Raw genomic sequence first — 22849 nt, 5'->3', positions numbered from 1 at the left:
TCCGGCCCGGGGCATTCGTGCGTTTCAGCGCAGAGGGGCTGAGGAGTTGCGCACGACGAGCGCGGATGCCGCGATCACGTGCTCGGGGGGTGCCTGAGGGTCATCGAGGTGATGGAGCAGCATCCGCACCGCTTCTCGTCCCTGCGCGCGCGGCTGCTGCCGGATCGTGGTCAGAGCGAACATCTCCGCATGCTGGTGATCGTCGATGCCGACGATGCTCAGCTCCGTCGGTACCGCGATGCCGAGCCTTCGAGCGGCGATGATCGCACCGATGGCGACCTCGTCGCAGACGCCGATGACGGCGGTCGGCCTGGTGCGCCGGTTGCCGAGCAGGTCCACGGCTGACTCGTATCCGCTCGGCATGGTGTCGGATGAGGGGACGGCCAACGAATGTTCTCGCAGGCCCGCAGCCTCCATTGCAGAGCGGTATCCCTCCAGCCTGCGTGCATCGCCGAACGTGAACGAGTCGGCGTGTGCGGCACCGCCGAGGAAGACGGTGTCCGTGTGGCCGAGGTCGATGAGGTGCTCGGTGGCGATGCGCGCGGCGGCGGCATCATCGATCGTCAGGGCGCTCATCTGAGCGCTGTGCGGGCCGACGCTGACGATCGGCCTGTTGAGCAGCCGCAGCAGTTCCATCTCCGGTGAGTCGGGCTGCATTCCGACGCTGATGATCCCGTCGAAGCGGCGACGGGGGAGGAGCTCTTCGATCACGCGCCTGCGTGCGGCAGAGTTCTCCGCAACGGAGAACAGCGTCAGGTCATATCCGCCCTCCAGCAGCTGTTCCTGTGCTCCGGCGAGGAGCTCGGAGAAGAACCACCTGCCCACGGAGGGCACGATCACAGCGATGGTCTGCGTGCGTCCGGTCGCAAGGCTCGTCGCAGAGGAATGCGCGACATACGACAGCGCCCGGGCTGCAGCCTCGACGCGGTCGCGTGTGGAGGTGGAGACATATCCCCGACCGCTGAGCGCGCGGCTGGCTGTTGCTTTCGAGACGCCGGCACGTGCGGCGACATCCGCGATCGTGCTCATGCATCCTCCCTGATGACTCACAGGTGCCCCATTGCTCCTGCGACCACAGCGTAGCCGCGAGCTCGCCAAAAAGGAACCGGTTCCACACTTTCCGGGTGGTACCGCTCTCACACGATTCGTCGTATGGTGCTCAAAGGTTGTCAGCTTGTGATCTGGCGCCATTGTGCAGGGCTGATGCGGACAAGTATGTTGGGGCTGGAAGCGGTTCCCGATCTGGTCGCTCTCCGCATCGGATCGCACAGGGAACGTGAACTCGAAGAGGAGAAATCACATGGCACTGTCACAGCGTTATCGGCGGCTCGCACCGCTGGCCATTCTCGGCGCGGCGGGCATTGCGCTCGCAGGGTGTGGAGCACCCGGTGCGCCGAGCGGCGGTGGTGAGGACACCGGCGGCGACGGAGGAACCGTCACCATCTACGGCACGATCGTCGACAGCGAGGCCGAACTCCTGCAGGAGTCCTGGGCTGACTGGGCTGACGAGAACAACATCGAGATCAAATACGAGGGCAGCCAGGACTTCGAGACGCAGCTCGGCACGCGCGCTCAGGGCGGTAACCCGCCGGACATCGCGATCTTCCCGCAGCCGGGTCTGTTCGCTGACTTCGCAACGCGTGACTTCCTCAAGCCCGCTCCGGCTGACGTCGAGAAGAACGCCAACGAGTACTGGACCGAAGACTGGGTGAACTACGGCACCGTCGACGGCACGTTCTACGGCGCACCGCTGATGGCCAACGTCAAGGGCTGGATCTGGTACTCACCGGCGAAGTTCGCCGAGTGGGGTGTTGAGGTCCCGAAGACGCTCGACGACATGAAGACCCTCACCGACACGATTCAGGCAGCCACCGGAACCCCCGCGTGGTGCGCAGGCTTCGAGTCCGGCACCGCGACCGGCTGGCCGGGCACGGACTGGATCGAAGACTACGTGCTGCGTCAGGCAGGCCCCGAGGTCTACGACCAGTGGGTGACCAACGAGGTCAAGTTCACGGATGCGCCGATCAAGGAAGCGTTCGACTCCGTCGGCGAGATCCTGCTGAACCCGGCCAACGTCAACGCCGGCTTCGGCGACGTCCGCTCGATCAACTCCACAGCGTTCGGCGACGTGGCACCGAAGGTGGCCGACGGCTCGTGCGCACTCACGCACCAGGCATCGTTCCTCTCGGGCTTCTTCCCCGAGGGCACGAACATCGCTGAGGACGGCGACGTCTGGGCCTTCATGCTCCCCGGTGAGAGTGCAGACGACAGCGCCGTCACCGGCGCGGGTGAGATCGTCGGCGCGTTCAGCGACTCCGAGGCGACGCAGAAGGTTCTCGCCTACCTGTCCAGCCCCGAGTGGGCCAACAGCCGCGTGAGCCTCGGCGGTGTCACCTCCGCCAACAACGGCCTCGACCCCGCCAACGCACAGGACCCGATCCTTCAGGAGACCATCAAGATCCTGCAGGACCCCGACACCACGTTCCGCTTCGACGCCAGTGACCTGATGCCGGGCGCTGTCGGTGCAGGCACGTTCTGGAAGGGCATGGTCGCCTGGGTCAACGGCACCTCCACCGATGAGGTGCTCCAGCAGATCGAAACGGGCTGGCCCGCAAGCTGACCCGTCTCCAGGTGGGCCGTCCGGGAGGGCGGCCCACCTGCTCCGGTCCGCGCGATGATGTGTGGACCGTCAAAGATCTTGCAAAGGGGACTCTGTGACCGCGACTGACTTCTTCCTATGGATCGGGACTCTGCCACCGGTGGTGCAAGCGGTGGCAGTCGTCATCGCCTTCGCCGTGGTGATCGCTGCGATCCTGTTCCTCGTCGACATCGCCCCGCGCAGCGGCACCTGGTACACGGTTGCTCGCCTGGCGATGTGTCTGCTCATCCCGCTCGCGGTGATGTGGTTCTTCCGCTCCTACTACTGGGCGATCGGCGTCGCAGTCGTCGTGGGGGCGGTCTTCTTCCTGCTCGACTACCGCTCGCGTGCGGGCAAGGGGTATCTCATCCAGCTGGTCGCGTTCCTCGCGCCGGCCTTCCTGCTTCTGCTCATCGGTCTCATCCTGCCGTCGCTGCAGACGTTCGTGGCATCCTTCATGAACTCGTCCGGCAAGGACTTCGTCGGACTCGCCAACTACACCTGGATCTTCGGGCAGCCCGATGGCGTGCGCGTCGTGGTGAACACGATCGTCTGGGTGCTCATCGTGCCCACCGTCTCGACGATCGTCGGTCTCGCCTACGCCGTCTTCATCGACCGCACCAGAGGCGAGAAGATCTACAAGGTCCTCGTCTTCATGCCGATGGCGATCTCGTTCGTCGGCGCCGGAATCATCTGGCGCTTCATGTACGAGTACCGCGGACCCGAGTATCCGCAGATCGGTCTGCTCAACCAGATCCTCGTCTGGTTCGGCGGCGAGCCGCAGCAATTCCTGCTGAACCCGCCGTGGAACACGCTCTTCCTCATCGTGGTGCTCATCTGGGTCCAGACCGGTTTCGCAATGGTGATCCTGTCGGCATCCATCAAGGGCGTGCCGATGGAGCTGCTCGAGGCTGCGGAGCTCGACGGCGCTAACGCGTGGCAGCGCTTCACATCCGTCACGATTCCCGCCATCCGCCCCGCCCTCATCGTTGTGCTCACGACGATCTCGATCGCCTCGCTGAAGGTCTTCGACATCGTCCGCACCATGACCGCCGGCAACTACGAGACCAGCGTGCTCGCCAACGAGATGTACACGCAGTTCTCCAAGTTCGAAGCCGGGCGCAGTGCCGCGCTCGCCGTCATCCTGTTCATCCTCGTGCTGCCGATCGTCATCTACAACGCACGCCAGATCCAGAAGCAGCGGGAGATCCGATGAGCGACACACTGAGCAGCCCCGACCTCGAGACCGTCGCCATCACCACCGGTGGCAAGCTGAACAGGTCGGCCGCCCGCACCCGCAAGAAGCTCTCGCGGCCGTGGGCATCCGCAGCATCCATCGTCATCGCGGTGCTCTGGACCGTCCCCACTCTCGGCCTGTTCATCTCGTCGTTCCGGCCGCGTGACCAGATCCTCACGAGCGGATGGTGGGAGTTCTTCCTGAACCCGCAGGTGACGGGGGAGAACTACGTCGACGTGCTGCAGTCCGGCACGACCCAGCTGACGATGATCGAGTCCTTCGTGAACTCGATCGCCATCACCATCCCCGCGACCGTCATCCCGCTGATGATCGCGTCGATGGCGGCGTATGCGTTCGCGTGGATCGACTTCAAGGGTCGCAACTTCCTGTTCATCTTCATCTTCGCGCTGCAGATCGTGCCGATCCAGATGGCCCTGGTGCCGCTGCTGAGCACGTTCTCGCGCGGGTTGAGCATCTTCGGGCTCCAGGTGACGCTTCCCCTCGGCGCATCCGGCGGGTACGCGCAGGTGTGGTTCGCGCACTCGATGTTCGCGTTGCCTCTGGCGATCTACCTGCTGCACAACTTCATGTCGGAGATCCCCGGCGAGATCATCGAGGCCGCACGCGTCGATGGTGCATCGCGCGGCCAGATCTTCTTCCGGATCGTGCTGCCGCTGACGATGCCAGCGATCGCTTCGGTGGCGATCTTCCAGTTCCTCTGGGTCTGGAACGACCTGCTCGTCGCTCTGGTGTTCGCCGATGGCGGTGCCGCTCCGATCACGAAGCTGCTGGCCGAGATCACGGGTACTCGAGGCAACGACTGGCATCTGCTCACCGCAGGCGCATTCGTGTCGATCATCGTGCCGCTCATCGTGTTCTTCGCGCTCCAGCGGTACTTCGTGCGGGGGCTCCTGGCCGGGTCCACAAAGGGATAACCGGTGTGACGGATGCCGCCGTAATGCGGCATCCGTCACCCGTACCCTTGAGACATGGACTACGCCGAGCACATCGTCGACCTGGTCGGCAATACCCCCCTCGTCAAGCTGCAGCACGTGACGGCGGGTGTGGAGTGCACGGTTCTCGTCAAGCTCGAATACCTGAACCCCGGTGGCTCCGCGAAGGACCGCATTGCGCGGCGCATCATCGATGCGGCCGAGGCCGCAGGCGACCTGAAGCCTGGCGGCACGATCGTCGAGCCGACCAGCGGCAACACCGGCGTCGGCCTGGCGCTGGTCGCCCAGCAGCGCGGCTACAAGTGCGTGTTCGTGCTCCCCGACAAGGTCGGTGAAGACAAGATCGACGTGCTGCGGGCGTACGGTGCGGAGATCGTGATGACACCCACCTCAGTCGCCGCTGACAGCCCTGAGTCGTACTACGCAGTCAGCGACCGCCTCGCCCGAGAGATCCCCGGCGCATTCAAGCCGAACCAGTACGAGAACCAGAACGGTCCGCGCAGTCATTACGAGACCACCGGTCCCGAGATCTGGCGCGACACGGACGGCCGGGTCACGCATTTCGTCGCGGGCATCGGCACCGGCGGCACCATCAGCGGCACCGGACGCTACCTGCGCGAGGTCTCCGACGACCGCGTTCGCATCGTCGGGATCGACCCCAAGGGCAGCGTCTACTCGGGAGGAACGGGGCGACCGTATCTCGTTGAGGGAGTCGGCGAGGACATCTGGCCTGGCACCTATGACCAGTCCGTCCCGCATGAGATCGTCGCCGTCGATGACGCCGAATCCTTCGCGATGACGAGGCGCCTTGCGCGCGAAGAGGGAATCCTTGTGGGCGGCTCGAGCGGAATGGCCGTGGCCGGCGCGCTGCGCGTCGCGAAGAGCCTGCCGGCGGATGCGGTGATGGTGGTTCTGCTTCCTGATGGCGGACGCGGGTACCTGTCGAAGATCTTCAACGACTCGTGGATGCGTTCGTACGGGTTCAGCGACATCGAAGCGGGGGAGACCGTCGCCGATGTCCTCACGGCCCGCGCCGGTGCGCACCGCACGTCGACACCGATTCCTGACCTCGTTCACGCGCACCCCGGTGACACCGTGCTCGATGCGATCAGCATGATGACCGAGTTCGCCGTCTCGCAGCTGGTCGTACTCAGCGCGGAGCCGCCGGTCATGATGGGTGAAGTTCTGGGGTCCGTCGACGAGAAGGGACTGCTCGATCGGCTCTTCCGTGGCGAGGCGAAGCCCACTGACCCGGTCAGTGCTCACATCGGCGGGATGCTTCCCCTCATCGGCATCCACGCCTCTGTCGACGACGCGCGAGCGGCGTTGGCTGCGGCCGACGCGCTGCTGGTCACCGAGGGTGGCAAACCGCACGCTGTGCTCACTCGTCAGGACCTGCTCGCGTACCTCTCGCGCTGACCCGCGGCAGCTGACGCGGAGCGTCACACTCGACACCTGCTCGCGCACCGGACGTAGGCTGGATGGCATGTCCGATCACGCCTTCGCCACTCGCGCCATCCATGCCGGCCAGGACCCCGATCCGCTCACCGGTGCGATCATCCCGCCGATCTATCAAGCCTCGACGCACGTGCAGGACGGCATCGGAGGCTTCCGCTCCGGTTACGAGTACAACCGAGCGGGAAACCCGACGCGCAGCTCGCTCGAGACGCAGCTCGCCGCTCTCGAGGGCGGTTCCGGTGCGCTCTCGTTCGCCTCAGGTCTGGCGGCCGAGGACGGACTGCTGCGCGGCATCCTGAAGCCCGGCGATCACGTGCTGCTCGGCAATGACGCCTACGGCGGCACGTACCGCCTGCTCACCCGAGTGCACGCGGCCTGGGGTATCGAGACGACCACCGTCGAGCTCGGCGATCCAGACGTGGTGCGCGCGGCGATCCGCCCCGAGACCAAGATCATCTGGCTCGAAACCCCCAGCAACCCGCTGCTGAAAGTCGTCGACATCGCGAAGACGGTTGAGCTCGCGCACGCGGCCGGCATCCTCGTCGTCGTCGACAACACCTTCGCCTCTCCTGCGTTGCAGAACCCGATCGCGCTCGGCGCCGACTTCGTCGTGCATTCGACCACCAAGTACCTCGGCGGCCACTCAGACGTGCTCGGGGGAGCGGTCATCTTCGCGGATGATCGGTACTTCGATCAGGTGAAGTTCCAGCAGTTCGCCGTGGGCGCGGTGTCGGCACCGCTGGATGGCTGGCTGACCACCCGCGGCATCAAGACGCTCGCCGTGCGGATGCGTCAGCACTCCGCCAACGCGCAGGCGATCGCGGAGTGGGCGGCAACGCGGCCGGAGTTCGAGACCGTGTTCTACCCCGGCCTCGAATCGCACCCCGGGCACGAGATCGCCGCACGTCAGATGAGCGGATACGGCGGGATGCTGTCGCTTGCGCTCGCCGCAGGGCCGGATGCCGCGCGCGCCTTTGCGGAGTCGACCGAGCTGTTCCAGCTCGCCGAGTCGCTCGGCGGTGTGGAATCGCTGATCGGCTACCCGCCGGACATGACGCATGCCTCGGTTCGAGGTACGGAGCTCGCCGTTCCCGAGAACATCGTGCGGCTGTCGGTGGGAATCGAAGACGCAGCCGACCTTCTCGCCGACCTCGAGCAGGGGCTGGATCGCATCAATCGGTGAGCGCTTCCTCGCGCCGTCCGCGTCCTTCGGACAGAATGGACGGATGACTCATCGCGTGCTGCTCCGGTGGGGTGTCGGCGCCATTCTCGCCGCGATGGCGATCGGCGTCCTCGTCACGGGAGACGGACCGGACGCCCCCGCAATCGACGTCTGGTGGAACGCCGTCATGGGCGACATCCGCAACCCGTTCCTGATCGGCTTCGGCAGCGTCATGGATCGGGTCGGCGGCGGGTGGATCGCGACGCTGCTGATTCCTCTTGCGATTCTGGCCGGGCTGCTGCTGGCTCGGCGCTGGAGAGCGGCGGTGCTCGTGGCGATCACGCTCCTGGCAAGCGTCGGGGCGGTGCAGCTGCTGAAGTCGCTGTTCGGCAGGACGCGGCCTCAGGACATGCTCGTCACGTCAGATTTCGGTTCATTCCCCAGCGGGCATACCGCGAACGCGGCGACCATCGCCGCCCTCGCCGTGCTGCTGTTTCCCCGATTGTGGGTGCTGATCGTCGCGGCCGCGTGGATGCTCGCGATGGCCTTCTCGCGCACCCTGGTATCGGCGCACTGGCTGAGCGATACCGTCGGCGGAATGCTGGTCGGCATCGGCGTCACACTCGTGCTCGGCGGCTTCCTCCTCGAGTGGATTCGTTCGGGTCGCAAAGAAGGCCGCTCTGACGCCGGCGAAGCGGCCGAAATCGCGACCTGAACGGCGGAAGGGCCCCGCTTTCGCGAGGCCCTTCAGAATATTGGCGGTGATGGCGGGATTCGAACCCGCGGTTGCTTGCACAACACACGCTTTCCAAGCGTGCTCCTTCGGCCGCTCGGACACATCACCAAGGAACAACCTGAACAGTCTATCCGATCGATCAGGCTCCCCGTGCCAGCCCGCCGAGCTCTACAGTGGAGGCATCCAGGTCGACTCATACAGGAGAGCGCGTGACTGAGCCATCGCATCGACGCAGATGGATGCTGCAGATGCAGCAGCCTGTGCCACCGGCAACGGTCTTCGACCGAGTTGCGTTTCTGATCGGCGCGGCATCCGCGGTCTGGCTGGCCTCGATCATCGCGATCCAGGGGGTTCGCACACCCTGGGCTCTCATCTGGTTCATTCCGATCTGGGCGATCACGGCATATCTGGTGCTGCCTCGTCTGCACCGGCTGCTGTCGGACCTCTACGTTCCGGACTACTTCTTCGGCCGCACCCGCACCTCCGACGGACTCCTCGGCGACCCGGTGAATCTCGGTGTGGACGGCTCGGCCGAGCAGCTCGATGCAGCAATGGCGTCTGCCGGTTGGCATCACGCTGATCCCATCACCGCGGGATCCACGTGGCGCATCATCACGTCCACGCTCACGAGGCGCAGCTACCCGACAGCTCCGGTCTCGTCTCTCATGCTGTTCGGACGGCGCCATGACGTCGCCTTTCAGCAGGAGGTCGAGGGCAACCCGAAACAGCGTCACCATGTGCGGTTCTGGCACTGCCCGCCAGGATGGCTGCTGCCAGGAGGCGCGCGTGTGGATTGGCTCGGGGCGGCCACGTACGACACCGACGTCCGACTTTCACTCTTCACGCTGCAAGTGACCCACCGGATCGACGAGAACACCGACATCGAACGCGACCATGTCGTCGAGACGGTCAGTGCGGGCGACCCTGCTGTCCAGGTGCGGATGCTGCGAGACTTCACCACCGGCTACCACGCGCGAAACGGCGGTGGAGACCGGTTCGTGACGGATGGCAACCTGCCGATTCTCGAGGTCAACGAGGTCCTGCCCCCCGCGCTCCCGCCCGAGTCGAGCACCGCAGAGCCTGCGACGGCACCGGCGCTCCTGCGCGTTCCGCTCACGGTATCCGCCGCAGTCGCGCTCATCGCTCTGGTCGCGCTCCTGCAGCTGATCGATGTCTTCGCCGACCGGGAGTTCTGGTCGAACTTCGTCGACGCTGATGACATCGCCGTCACGGCTGTGTTGCTCGTGGTCGTCGGCATATTCGTACTCTTCACGGTTGGGCCGCTGGTCATGAGCCTGTTCGTGCTCCGCCGCGGGAGACGATCGCGCGCCGTGCTGATCGCGCTGATCACGGTGGAGATCGTCGTCATGGCGATCGACTATCTCAACGGCAGCACAGTGCTGGGGCTCGACTGGACCCTGCTGGCAGCATCCGTGCAGTGCATCAGCCTGTTGTGCCTCTCGAGCGAGTCGGCAGGAGCGTGGGTGCGTCGCCGCACACCTGAGAACCAGCCGCTCGCATCTAAAATCGCAGAGTGAGCACTCCCAAGATCGTTCTGTTCTACGTCTTCACCCCTCTCGCCGACCCTGAGGCGATCCGGGTGTGGCAGCGCGACCTCGGCGACGCGCTGGGACTGCGCGGCCGGGTGATCATCTCGGAGCATGGCGTGAACGGCACTCTCGGCGGAGACCTGCCAGCACTGAAGAAGTGGGCGCGGTCTTTCCGGTCGTATGCAGCCTTCGCGGACACCGACATCAAGTGGAGTGAGGGCACCGGACTGGATGCTGAGGGGCTGAGCCTCGACTTTCCCCGATTGAGCGTGAAGGTGCGGGCGGAGATCGTCTCGTTCGGTGCGCCTGGCGAGCTCGCGGTCGACGACAACGGAGTGGTCGGCGGCGGCATCCGTCTGGCGCCAGAAGACCTGCATGAGCTGGTCTCCTCCCGCGACGACGTCGTCTTCTTCGACGGCCGCAACGCGCTGGAGGCGGAGATCGGCCGGTTCAAGAACGCGATCGTTCCCGACACCGAGACGACCCGCGACTTCGTGGAGCTGCTCGACTCCGGGGCCTATGACGACCTCAAGGGCAAGCCGGTGGTCACATACTGCACAGGGGGGATCCGCTGCGAGGTGCTCTCGAGCCTCATGGTCTCCCGCGGCTTCGGCGAGGTGTATCAGCTCGAGGGCGGCATCGTCCGCTACGGCGAGAAGTACGGAGACGATGGGCTGTGGGAGGGATCGCTCTACGTCTTCGATAAGCGTGAATCCATTGACTTCAGCGATCACGCCGCCATCATCGGCGAATGCGTCGGATGCGGTGCCGCGACAGCCCGCACGGCGAACTGCCCCGAGGCCTCCTGCCGCCGACAGTTCGTCGTGTGCGAAGACTGCGATGCGGTGGAGTGCGCAGAGCACTCGGTCGCATCTGCGGGCTGACCGCTCAGACGGACTGCCGCTCAGCGGGACTTCTGCGGCGCCCGTGACTCGCGCGCGGTGAACAGCGAGAGCGGCAGCATGACAGCGATGATTCGATCTCGCGCATCGACACTGCGCTGAAGCCCCACGATCACCTCTCGCAGCGCCGGAGACAGGTCGGCTTCGGCGGCTGCGTCCTGGGCGAAGCTCGCGCGCTCGATGGCCTGGACGAGAGTGCCGGCCGCAGCCGGATCCACCCCCCGCTCGACGAGGTCTGCTCCGCGCATGCGAGGTGTCGCAGCATCTGACACCGGAAGCCGCAGATCGAGGAGCGCGGCACGCACCTCGTGCCAGGCGGCGACTGCATCGCCGCGTCGCGCCCGTGCGCGCCGCCCGGTCCGTACGCCGAATCGCACCAGGGCTGGCAGCATCAGCAGGACGAGGATGCCGCCGGCGATCAGCATGACGGGGGTGGGATTCAGCCGCTGGAGCGTCTCTGCTCCATCCGACGATGATCCGCCCTGGTCCTCGTCGAGCTCGGGCTCTCTCGTCGGTGCCGCCGACGGGGCGGTGGATTCACCGGGGGTGATCTCGCCGGTCGAGGATCCGCCGGCGGCCTGGGTGGATTGGAAGTTGGTCGGCGTTCCCAGCGAAGCGGTCGGTTCGAACGGGACCCAGCCGATGCCTTCGAAATGCACTTCCGGCCAGGCATGCAGCTGGTCGCTGTCGACGGTGTAGATCGACTCGTCGCCGCGCTTCTCATCGGTGAGCGAACCGGGGAGGTATCCGACGACGATCCGCACCTGCAGTTCGAGCGACTGCGCCATCAGCGCGAATGCTCCCGAGAAATGGATGCAATAACCCGAGCGCTCTCGAAGGAATTCGGAGACGGCATCCGCGCCGGTTCCGTCGAAATCGCCGTCGACGGGAGCATCGAGCGAATACGTGAACTGTGAGCGGAACCAGTTCTGCATGGCGATCAGGCGATCGTAATCGGTGGCCGAGCCCGCAGTGACGTCCCGTGCGGTCTGCGCGACGAATTCCGGTACGTCCATGCCGGGGGCCCTGGTCGCGCTCGCCGCCTGAATCTGCTCGCGCGTGGGCTGGGCGACGACGGAGGTCACGGTGTAGTCCTCGTCCGCGGCATCCCGGTTCTCGGAGGTGACGGTGCGGTTGAAGCGCATCGCCTGCCACCCGGATGAGGCGCCGACGATCTTCGTCGCAGCGTACGGCACCGGCAGCCACGACCCGGAGATTCCGGTGATCCGGATCGACGTTCGGCGCTCCGACGTCGCAATGTCATCGGACCAGTCGGGTGCGCCGAATCCCTCAGATGCCGTCTGCAGATCTCCGCTGTCTGGTTCCCACGTCGAGCCATCGAACTCGGAGAGGCTCGCGATTCGCAGGTAGGGGGCTGTCGGAGCGTTCGTCGCGATCGTCATCACGGTGAAGGGGGTGGGGCGGCGCAGATCTTCGCCCAGGCTCAGTGAGGGGTCCAGATGCTCGCTCGTTCCCGCGCCAGCCCAGGTCGTCGACAGAGGGAGCGCAGGGGTGATCACCAGGGCGGCGGCGATGGCCGCAGCGCCGGTAGCGAGAACGAGACCCGCCGATGTGCGGTTCGGGGAGGCGTCGCCGTGACGGGTGCCGTGTCGAAGCAGGAACAACGTCAGGACGGCGAAAAGGACGAACCAGGGCAGGTTCGCATCGCCCATCGTGATGACCATCGGCAGAGCGCCGACGACCGCGATGATGATCACTGCAGAAAGGGGAACGCGTGTGGCGATGACCTGATCGAGCAGGATCGCGACGGCGGCGAACCCGATCACGAGCATCGCGGTGAGGGCAGGCGTATCCTCCAGCGGTGCGACGCCGAACTGCACCTGCTCGACCGCCTGTGCGGCGAGCCTGCCAACAGCGGCGAACGTGGTGCCGGTCGGGATGATCCCCAGCAGCGCACCCTGCGGGAAGAGCATCAGGGTCAGTGCCGGGATCGAGACGACGATCTGCGCGAGTGCAGGCATGATCCCGCGTGCGAAGCGGCGGGTGTACAACTGGCGGACGGCGAAGCCGGTCAGCGCGATGAAGGCGACCACCGTCACGGAGATGATCGACCACGCGCCGGGCACAACGACCGAGGTGTAGGGCCACAGCGCCACGATCGCGCTGCCGCCGGCCAAAAGCGCTGCGGCGAACGTGCCTTCGCGCTCGGCCAGGTGCCGGTCTCCCTCGGCGGCTCTCGCGGCCGGGGTGAGCGGGGGCTGCGATGCTGATCGCGGCTCAGCGCGGAACATGTCCGCCTCCGGGGGCGACGTTCTCGGACAGCGCGTCTTCCCATGCCGCAGCGATGTCGTCGCTCAGCGGCCCGGCTGACCACCCGAGCGCACCTGCGGTCTCGATCGCGCCCGGCGCGGGATCGGTCGTCAGCAGCACCGGGGCCGATGCGCCGCCGTGGCGGAGCGCCGCGGCATCCTCTTCGTCGAGCTTTCCCGTGATCATCACCAGAGGACCAGGGGGTGCTCCGTCGAAGAGTGCGGTGAACGCACCGCCCTCGCCCTGCGGGCTGACCATCGCGAGCGCGACCAGGAGAGTGTCGCGCTCATCCTCCTGCCCGCGCAGTGCGCCCAGCACCGTCCCCGCGGAATCGCGCACGTCCACGCTGTAGCCCTCGTGTGCGAGGTGCAGAGCGATCGAGGCGCACGCAGACACAGCGTTCTCGAAATCCGCATCCGGGTGCGAGCTGCGCCGCTCCCAGCGGTGCGCGGTCCGGTCGAGGATCACCACCGCATCCGGGCTCGACTCTGCCTCCTCCTGCCGCACCATGAGGTCACCGCGGTGCGCGGTCGCGCGCCAATGGATGCGGCGCATCGAGTCTCCGGAGACATACGGCCGCGGCGACAGGTTGTCACTGCCCTGACCGAGTCGCGATGACGCCGTATGCGCTGTGCCGCCGGCGATGCCTGCGACGCTCGTCAGGGGAGTGAGCGTGATGACCTCCGGCACGACGATCACCGTGCGGCTGTCACCGAACTGCTGTACGCGCTGGGCCAGTCCGAACGGATCGATCGTGCGCAGCGACAACGGCCCGACCGCCCATACTCCGCGCTGCGCACCCGTGATCGAGTACCGGATGTGCGTGCCGTTGTCGGTGGGAAACTCCCCGGCAGCCTCTCCTGCCACCGCATCCGGCAGCAGATCCTGCCAGGTCCCGAACGGAACCCGCAGTGCGCGCAGGTCGAACCGCACGGCGACCTCTGACTGCTCGCCGACGGTGAGGAGGTCAGTGGAGATCCGCCGGGTCACCGTCCCGCTTCGCCGTGGTGCGTGCACGATGATCGCCGTGGTGATGACGAGAGCGAACAGCAGGACCGCAACATAGAGCAGGATCGGTGCGGCGAGCAGGTTCGCCGCGATCGTGCACCCGAGACCGGCAAGCAGCGCGGCCAGGCCGCGGGAAGTCAAGGGGCGACGCGGACGCATGGTCTCAAGAACGGGCGGTGAGCGGAACCCGCACGCGCTCCATGATCTGCTCGAGCGCGGCTTCGACCGGCTGTGCACCCGCTCGGTGCACGCCGCGCGCAGGCAGCAGGCGATGCGCGAACACCGGAACAAGGAGGGTGGTCAGGTCATCGGGGATGACGAAATCGCGCTCCTCGAGAGCCGCCCACACCTTCGCCGCGCGCACCAGCTGCAGCGTTGCGCGCGGGCTGGCACCCAGGTGCAGGCTCGGATCGCTGCGGGTCGCGTGCGCGAGAGCGACCGCATACTCCTCTACGGCCGGTGAGACATGCACTGATCGCGCGAAAGCGATCATCTGCGAGATGTCGTTCGCGTCGGCAACGGGGACGATCGAGGCGAGCGGATTCTTCACGTCACGCTGACGGAGCATGAGTGCCTCGGCCGCGGCATCCGGATACCCCATCGAAATGCGCATCATGAATCGGTCGCGCTGTGCTTCGGGCAGTGCATACGTGCCCTCCATCTCGAACGGGTTCTGAGTGGCGACCACGAGGAAAGGATCCGGCAGCGCGTGGGTGCGACCGTCGACGGTGACCTGTCCCTCTTCCATGGCCTCGAGGAGCGCGGACTGCGTCTTGGGGGAGGAACGGTTGATCTCGTCGGCGAGGACGATCTGCGCGAACACCGCACCGGGCTTGAAATCGAACTCGCGATCGACCGGGTTGTAGACGCTCACACCCGTGACGTCGCCAGGCAGCAGATCGGGGGTGAACTGGATGCGGCGGACGCTGGCATCCACGCTCGCGGCCAACGCGCGGGCGAGCATGGTCTTGCCGACGCCGGGGACGTCTTCGATGAGCAGATGGCCCTCGGCCAGAAGACAGACCAACGCGCTGCGCACGGCGTCCGCCTTGCCATCGATCACCCCGGTGATGGAGGACATGATCGCTGACGTCCGCGCCGCGAACTGCTCAGCCGTATACCGGGTGTCGTCCATGCACTCCCTCTCGCCCATCATCGGGTGTCTCTAGATCGTAGTCCCGCCGACGGAGCGGCGGGGCGTTCAGCCCCAGACCTGTGCGCGCGGCTGAGCCCCGTCGAGCCTGCTGCCTGCGGCTCTCGCAGCCCGCAGCAGCGCGAGACCGGTGACACCTTCGAGTTCGTGCAACGAGCATTCACCGATCAGCTGCGTCCAGTGCCGCTGGAAGTTCTCCGCATCGCTTCGGCGGCGTCCGATGATCCGCGGCACTGACAGCAGAGTGCGCCAGGGCGAGAGCCGGTCGGCGAGACGGATCAACGGCGTCGAGCGTGCCGCCGAGCGGTCCACCCGCAGCAGGAAGCGCGGGGTCCGCACCGGCCCGAACAGCTCCTCGACGGCATCTGCCAGCAGACGTCGGTCGGCATCACCGCCGCCGACCTCGATGCGCACGGACAGCGGGTCGGCGGTATCCGCGCGCACGACGATGGCTTCTTCGTCGAAGCGGCTGGTGCGCCCGGCCTCGTGAAGGGTGCGCGCCAGTGCGACGGCGGCCAGCCGGTACACGGCTGCCGGATGCGTTCGATCCCGCAGCGCGCCCCACAGCGATCGGGCCGCGAGAGCTCCCGCTCCCAGCCCACCCGCACCCAACGAGACCAGCGCAACGCTCGGCGCGCCGAGGTGCACACCCTGGCCGATCAGAATCCACTGTGCGATCAGCGCTACCGCCCCTGCTGCAGTGAAGCCGCCGATCGCGGCTGCGCTCGCCGCAGGAGCCGTGCGCAGCAGAGGAGCAGAGCGCTGAGAGCGGCGGAGAGCGACCACCTCGCGCTCGACGGGCGAGTACGTGTCGCCGATGCGCCAGTCCGCACGGGTCTCGGCGCGGGTGGGACGGGCGGCATCGGTCAACGCGTTCAACTGGGCGATCGAGGCGTCAGGTGCCTTGGACGCCACGCGCTCGAGCTCATCCCACGCTGCCGCAGAGAGCGCGTGGCCGAGACCCGCGACGATCTGCGGCGGCGAGTCGATGCTCGGTCCCCACAGGTGGCCGTGCTTGCGCTGCAGCCGGCGCGTCTCTGCATCGTCGTCGAGTGCGATCTCGGGCGGGATGAGGCACGCGATAGACCAGTTGTGTGCGACCTTCTGCGGCCACGCCGGATCCAACCGCAGCGTGCGGCCGCGCAGCTGCTGAGTCGATGACGACGTCGTCGCGGACGTCAGATCGATGAGCGTGTTCACCGCCGGGCAGTCCCAGCCCTCACCGAGCAGCCCGCGCGTACTGACCAGAACGCGCACCTCTCCACGCGAGATCAGCTCCGATACGGCTGCGACCACGGCGGCGGTGCCGGAGACCTGCAGAGATGCGATGCCGTCCGCGCCCGGCGACACCGGAACGGGCGCACCGAGGATCTCGCCGAGGAGACCCGCGATCATCGCCGCATCCGCAGTGCGCGTGCGCAGCAGCTGCGAGGTGAGCAGGACCGGCCGAAGACTCGCCGTCGTGGGATCGGCGGCCAGCATTTCGAACACGCGAACTGCGCCAGCGGCGGCTGGCCCCCACGCGCCGTTGTGGTTGCCGTGCTCGACGAAGTCCGCCACGACGACCGCCCGAATCCGCTCGGACTCGGAGGAGGAGAGCTCCGTGCGCAGAATCGATACAGTCGCATGGTCCTTGCCCGCCGAATGCGCCAGTGTCGATTCGACGACATCGCGCCCCCGCCTGATCCCGCTGTCGCCCAGGCGATAGCCGAAGTCTGCCAGCGCGCGCCGCACGTACTCCCACTGGTCCTTCGCTGTGGGATCGTTCAGCAGCCGAGATTGAGCGAAACGCGCAAGTGCGGTGAGCAGGTCGTCGGTCGTGCAGCGCTCGAGAAGCGCGTCGGGCAGTAGATTCGCGATCGGATGCGATGGTTCGATCTTGCGCAGCACGACCGCGCACGTGCGGGCCAGCGCGAAATCGTTCGCGAGTGCTTGCTCCAGCCGAGCAGCAGCATCATCGGTCGACTCACCGGGTGGTTGCAGCTGTGCGGTCAGGTAGCCGACCCCATCCGGCGTCGCGAGCACCCTCGTGAGCAGGTCGTTCAGCAGATGCTCATGGTCGCGGAGGAATGCGAGCTCAGCATCCGTCGGCGTCGTGAACGCGACGGTGTCGCGATATGGCGCGAGGTGGCCCTCCTTCACGACGGCGGGCGTAGGCACCTCGTAGTCGACATCGCCCAGCAGCTGGCTGTAGTTGTCGTACTCTGCACGGTCGTCCGGCGAGGGGAGAGTTGCAGTGAGGCCGATCAGCAGCGGCTCGATCCCGCGTTCGCGCAGGCGCCCTACGAGGTACGCGACCACGAGTGCCCAGTGGTCGAGCAGGTGGTGGCATTCGTCGAGGATGATCGTGCGGATACCGTGATCGACAAGCTTGTCGATGACCGCGACGGCATTCGGATGAAGGACGCGTCCGATCAGCTCAGGACGCTGACGCGTGAACTGCGAGCGGAGGTTTCGGACTCTGCGGCGGATGCCGGAGCGAAAGGCCCCCGGGTTATCCACTGCCAGCTCGGCGAGAGCGGTGGCCGCGTCGGACTGCGTGCGGCCTGCGACGCAGAGCTCTTCCTCCCAGCCCAGACGTGCGAGATCCTCGAAGGGCGTGCCATCGCCGGTGACGCTCAGCAGTTGGTAGGTGAGCGCGGTGAGCGCCGCGGGTGCGTGCGGATCGGCAGATACCGCGGCGCTGTCGGGTGCGAGGTCGCGTGCGGCGTCGGTCCACTGCTGACGGATCACCAGCGTGGGAGCGAGAACGAGGGTGCGATCGCCCTCACGGGCGGCCAGGAGCAGTCCCAGCAGGGTCTTCCCCGACCCTGGCGGGGCGACGACATGCAACGGATCTGCCGAGCCGGTGGGCAGGCGATCGAGCGCGTCAGCCTGGTAGGTGCGCAGCGAACCGCTGAATCGCCAGGATGCCAACGGGGTCGAGCACATCCGGCGAGCCTATCCGTTCAAGGCCTCCCGCTCGGGACGGCTCAGGCGGACGAACCACACGGTCCGACACGGTAGACTTGTCGACGGCTCTCCGCGTGACGGCATCCAGGCCAATTCCCCCAGGACGGAAACGTAGCAAGGGTAACCGGGCTCTGCTGGGTGCGCGGAGAGTCTTTTCTTTGCCGGATGTCGCCCAGCTTCACCTGCGAAGATCGTGGAGTGACCACCCCCGTCGCTTCCGAACGCCGCCGACAGCTCTCGCGCTTCGCATCTCCCGTCGCGCTCGTCGCGCTGATGTGGGCGATCCAGATCTTGGATGCGATCCTCCCCGGCTCATTCACCGGCTTCGGGCTTCGTTCGTGGGATCTCGGCAGCCTTCCCGGATTGATCCTCGGGCCGCTTCTGCATGCGAGCTGGCCGCACCTCATCGGCAACACGCTGCCGCTGCTGGTGCTCGGATGCCTCGTGGCAGTCGAGGGCGGCGGCCGGTTCTGGCTGGTCACCGTGATCACTGCCGCCATCGGCGGCGCGGGGACCTGGCTCATCAATGCGCCGGGGACGCTCACCGTCGGCGCATCCGTTCTCGTCTTCGGATACTTCGCCTACGTGGTCGTCAGAATCTTCTCGCCGCGTCCGGTCGCGCACCGCATCGCCTATGCGCTGATCGCTCTGTTCGTCATCGTGCTCTACGGCGGGTCGATCCTCACCGGCATCATCGGGGCGGGCCCAGGGGTCTCCTGGCAGGCGCACCTGTTCGGCGCGGTCGGCGGTGTGGTCGCGGCGCTGTCGGGCACGCGGCGCCGCAAGGCGCTGGACGCGTGAGAAGCCGCTCCCGAAGGCGTCGCCGGAAGAGCTGGCTCCCCGGCATCCTGATCGGCGGGCTCACGCTCGTAGCCCTCCTCGCCGTCCTCGTGCCGATTGCGGCATCCCGGATGCCCCTCGCCCTCTGCGTATCGGAACCCGCGTCTTTCCCGGAATCGGGGGTTGCGGGATGGAAAGGCGAACAGCTGCGCAATGCCGCCGTGATCGTGAGCACGGCGACGGAGCAGGGGCTCGGGCGCGACGGGCAGATCCTCGGAGTGATGACGGCGATGGGGGAGAGCAGTCTGCGCAACATCGACTACGGGGACTGGGAGACGTCCGGCGTCACGAATCCGGACGGTGAGCGCACGAGCAGCATCGGTCTGTTCCAGCAGCAGGACTGGTGGGGCAGCGCGCAGGAGCGGATGGATCCGGCGACAGCCGCCGGACTCTTCTACGCGCGGCTGGTCAGGCTGGATGGCTGGCAGGAGATGGAGCCGACGCAGGCCATCCACCGGGTGCAGATCAATTCGGACCCTGACCACTACGCGCGGTTCGAGACGGATGCTGTCGAGATCGTCGATGCGCTCTCCGGGGTCTGCCCGCTCTGATTACTTCTGCTCTTCGAAGTGATGCATCATCGCGGTGCGCGTCTAAGCTGACATCGTGGCGCGGAGCATCTACATCACCTCGGCCGAAGGTCATTCCGGCAAGTCCACCATTGCGCTGGGCGTTCTCGACGCGCTGATGCGCGCGACACCGCGGGTGGGAGTCTTCCGCCCAGTTGCGCGATCCTCCGCGGAACGCGACTACGTGCTCGAGCTGCTCCTGGCCCACGACGGCGTGCACCTCGACTACGACGATTGCGTCGGCGTCACCTACGACGAGCTGCGCGATGACCAGGAGCGGGCGCTGGCGAAGATCGTCTCGCGCTTCAAAGCGGTCGAGACCCAGTGCGACTCCGTCGTGATCGTCGGCAGTGACTACACGGATGTCGCAAGCCCCGCCGAGCTCGGATTCAACGCGCGCATCGCCGCGAACCTGGGCGCACCCGTCCTGCTCGTGCTCGGCGGACGAGACCAGCAGGCTCGCGCCGAGCAGCTGGGCACCTCCACCGCGCGCACTCCGGCGGCGGTCGGTCAGATCGCAGCCCTTGCCCTCGCGGAACTGCAGGCTGAGCGCGCCGAGCTGTTCGCCGTCATCGTCAACAGAGCGGATCCTGATGCGCTGCCGGCGACGATCGATGCAGTCCGCGCCGTCAAGGACAGCGCGAACCGCGAGCAGGCGAGGCCGGTGTGGGCGATTCCCGAAGACCGGATGCTCGTCGCACCGTCGATCCGCGGAGTGATCGCGGCGGTCGACGGCACACTGATCAAGGGCGATCCCGACCTGCTCACGCGGGAAGTGCTGAGCGTGGTCGTGGCCGGAATGTCGATGGTCAACGTCCTTCCCCGGCTCACCGAAGACGCCGTGATCGTCGTGCCTGCCGACCGCACCGAGGTGCTGCTCGCTCTGCTTCTCGCCGATGCATCCGGAACTTTCCCGTCGATCGCCGGAATCATCCTCAATGGACCCTTCCCGCTCCCCGAGCCCATCGAGCGGCTGCTGGACGGACTCGCCTCGCGAGTGCCGATCATCGCCACCGATCACGGCACGTACGACACTGCCGTGCGGGTGATGGGAGCACGCGGCCGCCTCGCGGCCGACTCCCGCAACCGCTATGAGCGCGCGCTCAGCCTGTTTCAGACCCACGTCGATCTCACGGAGCTGACCACGCAGGTGGGCCTTGCTGAGTCGACCGTCGTCACCCCCCTCATGTTCGCGTACGGGCTGATCGAGCGCGCTCGCGCGGATCGCAAGCACATCGTTCTGCCCGAGGGCACGGACGACCGCATTCTGCGTGCAGCTGGCACGCTGATCGCGAGGGATGCCGCAGATCTCACGATCCTCGGAGACGAGGCCGAGATCCACGCCCGCGCGACAGAGCTCGGCGTCGACATCACCGCAGCGCGCATCATCAGCCCGACCGATCCCGAGTACGTGGCGCGCTTCGCCGAAGAGTACGCGCGGCTTCGCGCACACAAGGGCGTCACCGTGCAGCAGGCGGCCGACACCGTCACCGACGTGTCGTACTTCGGCACGATGATGGTGCACCTCGGTCTCGCTGATGGCATGGTGTCGGGGGCGGCGCACACCACAGCGCACACGATCCGGCCGTCGTTCGAGATCATCAAGACCAAGCCCGGTGTGGATGTCGTCTCCAGTGTGTTTCTGATGGCCCTCGCCGATCGGGTGCTCGTCTACGGCGACTGCGCAGTGGTGCCCGACCCGACGAGCGCTCAGCTCGCCGATATCGCGATCTCGTCCGCAGAGACAGCGCGACAGTTCGGAATCGATCCGCGGGTGGCCATGCTGTCGTATTCGACGGGCGAGTCCGGATCCGGAGCTGACGTCGATAAGGTCCGCGAGGCGACGGCTCTCGTGCGTGAGAGGGCGCCGGAGCTGCTCGTGGAGGGGCCGATTCAGTACGATGCCGCAGCGGACGCTGCCGTTGCGGCGGCCAAGCTGCCGGAGTCTGCAGTGGCGGGCCGCGCCACCGTGTTCATCTTCCCCGACCTCAATACCGGAAATAACACCTACAAAGCCGTGCAGCGCTCAGCGGGCGCCGTGGCGATCGGTCCAGTGCTGCAGGGCCTGAACAAACCCATCAACGACCTCTCGCGCGGCGCACTCGTCGACGACATCGTCAACACCGTCGTCATCACGGCGATCCAGGCCCAGGGAAGTGTCGCATGAGCGTTGTGCTCGTCATCAACAGCGGTTCATCGTCGCTGAAGTACAGCCTCATGGACATGGAGCGCGAGGTCCCCCTCGGCGAAGGGCTGATCGAGCGGATCGGCCAGGACACGAGTGAGATCTCGCACACCGTGCGCCGGGCGGCAGAGCCGGGGGAGCCGGCGCCGACAGTGCTCGACAGCACTCATCGGCGTGAGCAGCCGATCGCCGATCATGATGCGGCGATGGCCGTGATGCTCGAGCAGTTCGCCGAGCACGGCCCACAGCTTGCGGAGCATCCGCCGGTCGCTGTCGGTCACCGTGTCGTCCACGGCGGTGCACGCTTCTTCGCGCCGACCTTGATCGACGACCTCATCGAGATCAACATCGAGGATCTCTCGGTCCTCGCACCGCTGCACAACCCCGGTGCGGTCGCTGGGATCCGCGCCGGACGACGCGCCTTCGCCGATGTGCCGCACGTGGCGATCTTCGACACCGCGTTCCACCAGACGCTCCCGCCTGCCGCCTACACGTACGCGATCGATCGCAAGATCGCCGAGCGGCATCGCGTCCGCCGCTACGGATTCCACGGCACGAGCCACAAGTACGTCTCAGAGCAGGCGGCGATCTTCCTCGGTCGTCCCCTCGCCGATCTCAGGCAGATCGTGTTCCACCTCGGCAATGGCGCATCGGTCACCGCCGTCGACGGCGGCCGCTCGGTGGAGACGTCGATGGGCATGACCCCGCTGGAGGGGCTCGTGATGGGCACGCGCTCCGGCGACATCGATCCGGCCGTCGTCATGCACCTGAGCCGCGTCGCACAGATGAGCACAGGCGAGATCGATGAGCTGCTGAACAAGAAGAGCGGACTGCTCGGAATGGCCGGACGCCTCGACATGCGCGACATCCTCGCCGGTGTCGACGCGGGTGAGAAGGCGGCGACGCTCGCGTTCGAGGTCTACATCCACCGACTGCGCGCGTACGCAGGCGCGTACATCGCTCAGCTCGGCGGTGTCGATGTCATCTCCTTCACCGCGGGAGTCGGCGAGAACGCCGTCCGAGTGCGGGCGGAGGCCATGGCAACCCTCGGCTTCTTCGGAATCGAGATCGATCCGGCACGCAATGAAGCCCGTGGAGGCGGCATCCGCCGGATCTCGACCGATGATTCTGCCGTCGAGGTCCTCGTCGTCCCGACAGATGAAGAACTCGAGATCGCCAGGCAGGCGTACAGCCTCGCCTGAATCGGTGGGTGTTCGCGGTCTGGTTCCGCGACT

17 protein-coding genes, 1 tRNA gene and 1 other RNA gene are annotated in these 22849 nt (G+C 66.6%); 13 read left to right on the top strand and 6 right to left on the bottom strand.

The window, feature by feature from the left end; genetic code table 11:
- Positions 1-24 precede the first annotated feature (24 nt).
- Entirely contained in the window at positions 25-1029 is a 1005-nt protein-coding gene (locus ACN0RC_RS09595; protein ID WP_417511112.1) for a LacI family DNA-binding transcriptional regulator, read from the bottom strand.
- Between the two features lie 271 nt (positions 1030-1300).
- Between ACN0RC_RS09595 and ACN0RC_RS09590 the strand changes: the two genes are divergently transcribed.
- The 6 genes from ACN0RC_RS09590 to ACN0RC_RS09565 all read left to right on the top strand — a co-directional run bounded on the left by ACN0RC_RS09590 (position 1301) and on the right by ACN0RC_RS09565 (position 8163).
- Positions 1301-2620 carry an ABC transporter substrate-binding protein gene (locus ACN0RC_RS09590; RefSeq protein WP_417511110.1) on the top strand — a complete coding sequence of 440 codons (1320 nt, stop codon included), beginning with the start codon at positions 1301-1303 and terminating at the stop codon, positions 2618-2620.
- Positions 2621-2714: 94 nt separating this feature from the next.
- Positions 2715-3854: a carbohydrate ABC transporter permease gene (locus tag ACN0RC_RS09585; protein WP_417511109.1), complete on the top strand. Its 1140-nt coding sequence runs from the start codon at positions 2715-2717 to the stop codon at positions 3852-3854.
- Complete coding sequence (locus tag ACN0RC_RS09580) at positions 3851-4810, top strand: carbohydrate ABC transporter permease (protein WP_417511108.1); 960 nt, start codon at positions 3851-3853, stop codon at positions 4808-4810. The genes ACN0RC_RS09585 and ACN0RC_RS09580 overlap by 4 nt, the downstream gene beginning before the upstream one ends.
- Before the next feature lie 54 nt (positions 4811-4864).
- Entirely contained in the window at positions 4865-6247 is a 1383-nt protein-coding gene (locus tag ACN0RC_RS09575; protein WP_417511107.1) for a cystathionine beta-synthase, read from the top strand.
- A 67-nt stretch (positions 6248-6314) separates the two neighbouring features.
- Entirely contained in the window at positions 6315-7469 is a 1155-nt protein-coding gene (locus ACN0RC_RS09570; RefSeq protein WP_417511106.1) for a cystathionine gamma-synthase, read from the top strand.
- 43 nt (positions 7470-7512) lie between these two features.
- On the top strand, positions 7513-8163 hold the full coding sequence (locus ACN0RC_RS09565; RefSeq protein WP_417511105.1) for a phosphatase PAP2 family protein: 651 nt from the start codon (positions 7513-7515) through the stop codon (positions 8161-8163).
- 41 nt (positions 8164-8204) lie between these two features.
- On the opposite strand, the gene ACN0RC_RS09560 is transcribed toward ACN0RC_RS09565, so the two are convergent.
- Positions 8205-8292: transfer RNA gene (locus tag ACN0RC_RS09560), tRNA-Ser, on the bottom strand.
- Between the two features lie 101 nt (positions 8293-8393).
- Between ACN0RC_RS09560 and ACN0RC_RS09555 the strand changes: the two genes are divergently transcribed.
- Both ACN0RC_RS09555 and ACN0RC_RS09550 read left to right on the top strand, forming a co-directional pair.
- The gene (locus ACN0RC_RS09555) at positions 8394-9722 is read left to right on the top strand and encodes an LssY C-terminal domain-containing protein (protein WP_417511103.1); all 1329 of its coding nucleotides are present in this window, start codon (positions 8394-8396) and stop codon (positions 9720-9722) included.
- Positions 9719-10618, top strand: a complete 900-nt coding sequence (locus ACN0RC_RS09550) for a rhodanese-related sulfurtransferase (RefSeq protein ID WP_417511101.1) — start codon at positions 9719-9721, stop codon at positions 10616-10618. Before ACN0RC_RS09555 ends, ACN0RC_RS09550 begins: the two co-directional genes overlap by 4 nt.
- A gap of 20 nt (positions 10619-10638) precedes the next feature.
- Here the strand turns inward: ACN0RC_RS09550 and ACN0RC_RS09545 are convergent, their stop codons facing one another.
- The 4 genes from ACN0RC_RS09545 to ACN0RC_RS09530 form a co-directional block, all read right to left on the bottom strand.
- Complete coding sequence (locus ACN0RC_RS09545) at positions 10639-12888, bottom strand: transglutaminaseTgpA domain-containing protein (protein WP_417511099.1); 2250 nt, start codon at positions 12886-12888, stop codon at positions 10639-10641.
- Positions 12875-14056 (bottom strand): DUF58 domain-containing protein, encoded by a 1182-nt coding sequence (locus tag ACN0RC_RS09540; protein ID WP_417511097.1) that lies wholly within the window; start codon positions 14054-14056, stop codon positions 12875-12877. The genes ACN0RC_RS09545 and ACN0RC_RS09540 overlap by 14 nt, the downstream gene beginning before the upstream one ends.
- 22 nt (positions 14057-14078) lie before the next feature.
- The gene (locus ACN0RC_RS09535) at positions 14079-15050 is read right to left on the bottom strand and encodes an AAA family ATPase (RefSeq protein WP_417511095.1); all 972 of its coding nucleotides are present in this window, start codon (positions 15048-15050) and stop codon (positions 14079-14081) included.
- Positions 15051-15116: 66 nt separating this feature from the next.
- Positions 15117-17999 (bottom strand): DEAD/DEAH box helicase family protein, encoded by a 2883-nt coding sequence (locus ACN0RC_RS09530; protein WP_417511093.1) that lies wholly within the window; start codon positions 17997-17999, stop codon positions 15117-15119.
- Between the two features lie 82 nt (positions 18000-18081).
- On the opposite strand from ACN0RC_RS09530, the gene ffs reads away from it, so the two are divergent.
- From ffs to ACN0RC_RS09505, 5 genes are all read left to right on the top strand, one after another.
- Positions 18082-18178: signal recognition particle sRNA small type (gene ffs, locus ACN0RC_RS09525), an RNA gene on the top strand.
- A 40-nt stretch (positions 18179-18218) separates the two neighbouring features.
- Positions 18219-18821, top strand: coding sequence for a rhomboid family intramembrane serine protease (locus ACN0RC_RS09520; RefSeq protein WP_417511091.1), 603 nt, complete (start codon positions 18219-18221; stop codon positions 18819-18821).
- On the top strand, positions 18818-19411 hold the full coding sequence (locus ACN0RC_RS09515) for a hypothetical protein (RefSeq protein ID WP_417511089.1): 594 nt from the start codon (positions 18818-18820) through the stop codon (positions 19409-19411). Before ACN0RC_RS09520 ends, ACN0RC_RS09515 begins: the two co-directional genes overlap by 4 nt.
- Positions 19412-19466: 55 nt before the next feature.
- Entirely contained in the window at positions 19467-21596 is a 2130-nt protein-coding gene (gene pta, locus ACN0RC_RS09510; RefSeq protein WP_417511087.1) for a phosphate acetyltransferase, read from the top strand.
- Positions 21593-22816, top strand: coding sequence for an acetate/propionate family kinase (locus tag ACN0RC_RS09505; RefSeq protein ID WP_417511085.1), 1224 nt, complete (start codon positions 21593-21595; stop codon positions 22814-22816). The genes pta and ACN0RC_RS09505 overlap by 4 nt, the downstream gene beginning before the upstream one ends.
- The last annotated feature ends 33 nt before the right edge of the window (positions 22817-22849 follow it).

This window comes from Microbacterium sp., assembly GCF_048259935.1.
Classification (GTDB): domain Bacteria; phylum Actinomycetota; class Actinomycetes; order Actinomycetales; family Microbacteriaceae; genus Microbacterium.
This window is presented reverse-complemented; position numbering and strand designations above follow the sequence as displayed.

Coding starts and splice junctions, on each gene's coding strand:
- ACN0RC_RS09595 (WP_417511112.1), bottom strand. CDS start 1,029: ATGAGCACGATCGCGGATGTCGCCGCACGTGCCGGCGTCTCGAAAGCA.
- ACN0RC_RS09590 (WP_417511110.1), top strand. CDS start 1,301: ATGGCACTGTCACAGCGTTATCGGCGGCTCGCACCGCTGGCCATTCTC.
- ACN0RC_RS09580 (WP_417511108.1), top strand. CDS start 3,851: ATGAGCGACACACTGAGCAGCCCCGACCTCGAGACCGTCGCCATCACC.
- ACN0RC_RS09575 (WP_417511107.1), top strand. CDS start 4,865: ATGGACTACGCCGAGCACATCGTCGACCTGGTCGGCAATACCCCCCTC.
- ACN0RC_RS09570 (WP_417511106.1), top strand. CDS start 6,315: ATGTCCGATCACGCCTTCGCCACTCGCGCCATCCATGCCGGCCAGGAC.
- ACN0RC_RS09565 (WP_417511105.1), top strand. CDS start 7,513: ATGACTCATCGCGTGCTGCTCCGGTGGGGTGTCGGCGCCATTCTCGCC.
- ACN0RC_RS09545 (WP_417511099.1), bottom strand. CDS start 12,888: ATGTTCCGCGCTGAGCCGCGATCAGCATCGCAGCCCCCGCTCACCCCG.
- ACN0RC_RS09535 (WP_417511095.1), bottom strand. CDS start 15,050: ATGGACGACACCCGGTATACGGCTGAGCAGTTCGCGGCGCGGACGTCA.
- ACN0RC_RS09530 (WP_417511093.1), bottom strand. CDS start 17,999: ATGTGCTCGACCCCGTTGGCATCCTGGCGATTCAGCGGTTCGCTGCGC.
- ACN0RC_RS09505 (WP_417511085.1), top strand. CDS start 21,593: ATGAGCGTTGTGCTCGTCATCAACAGCGGTTCATCGTCGCTGAAGTAC.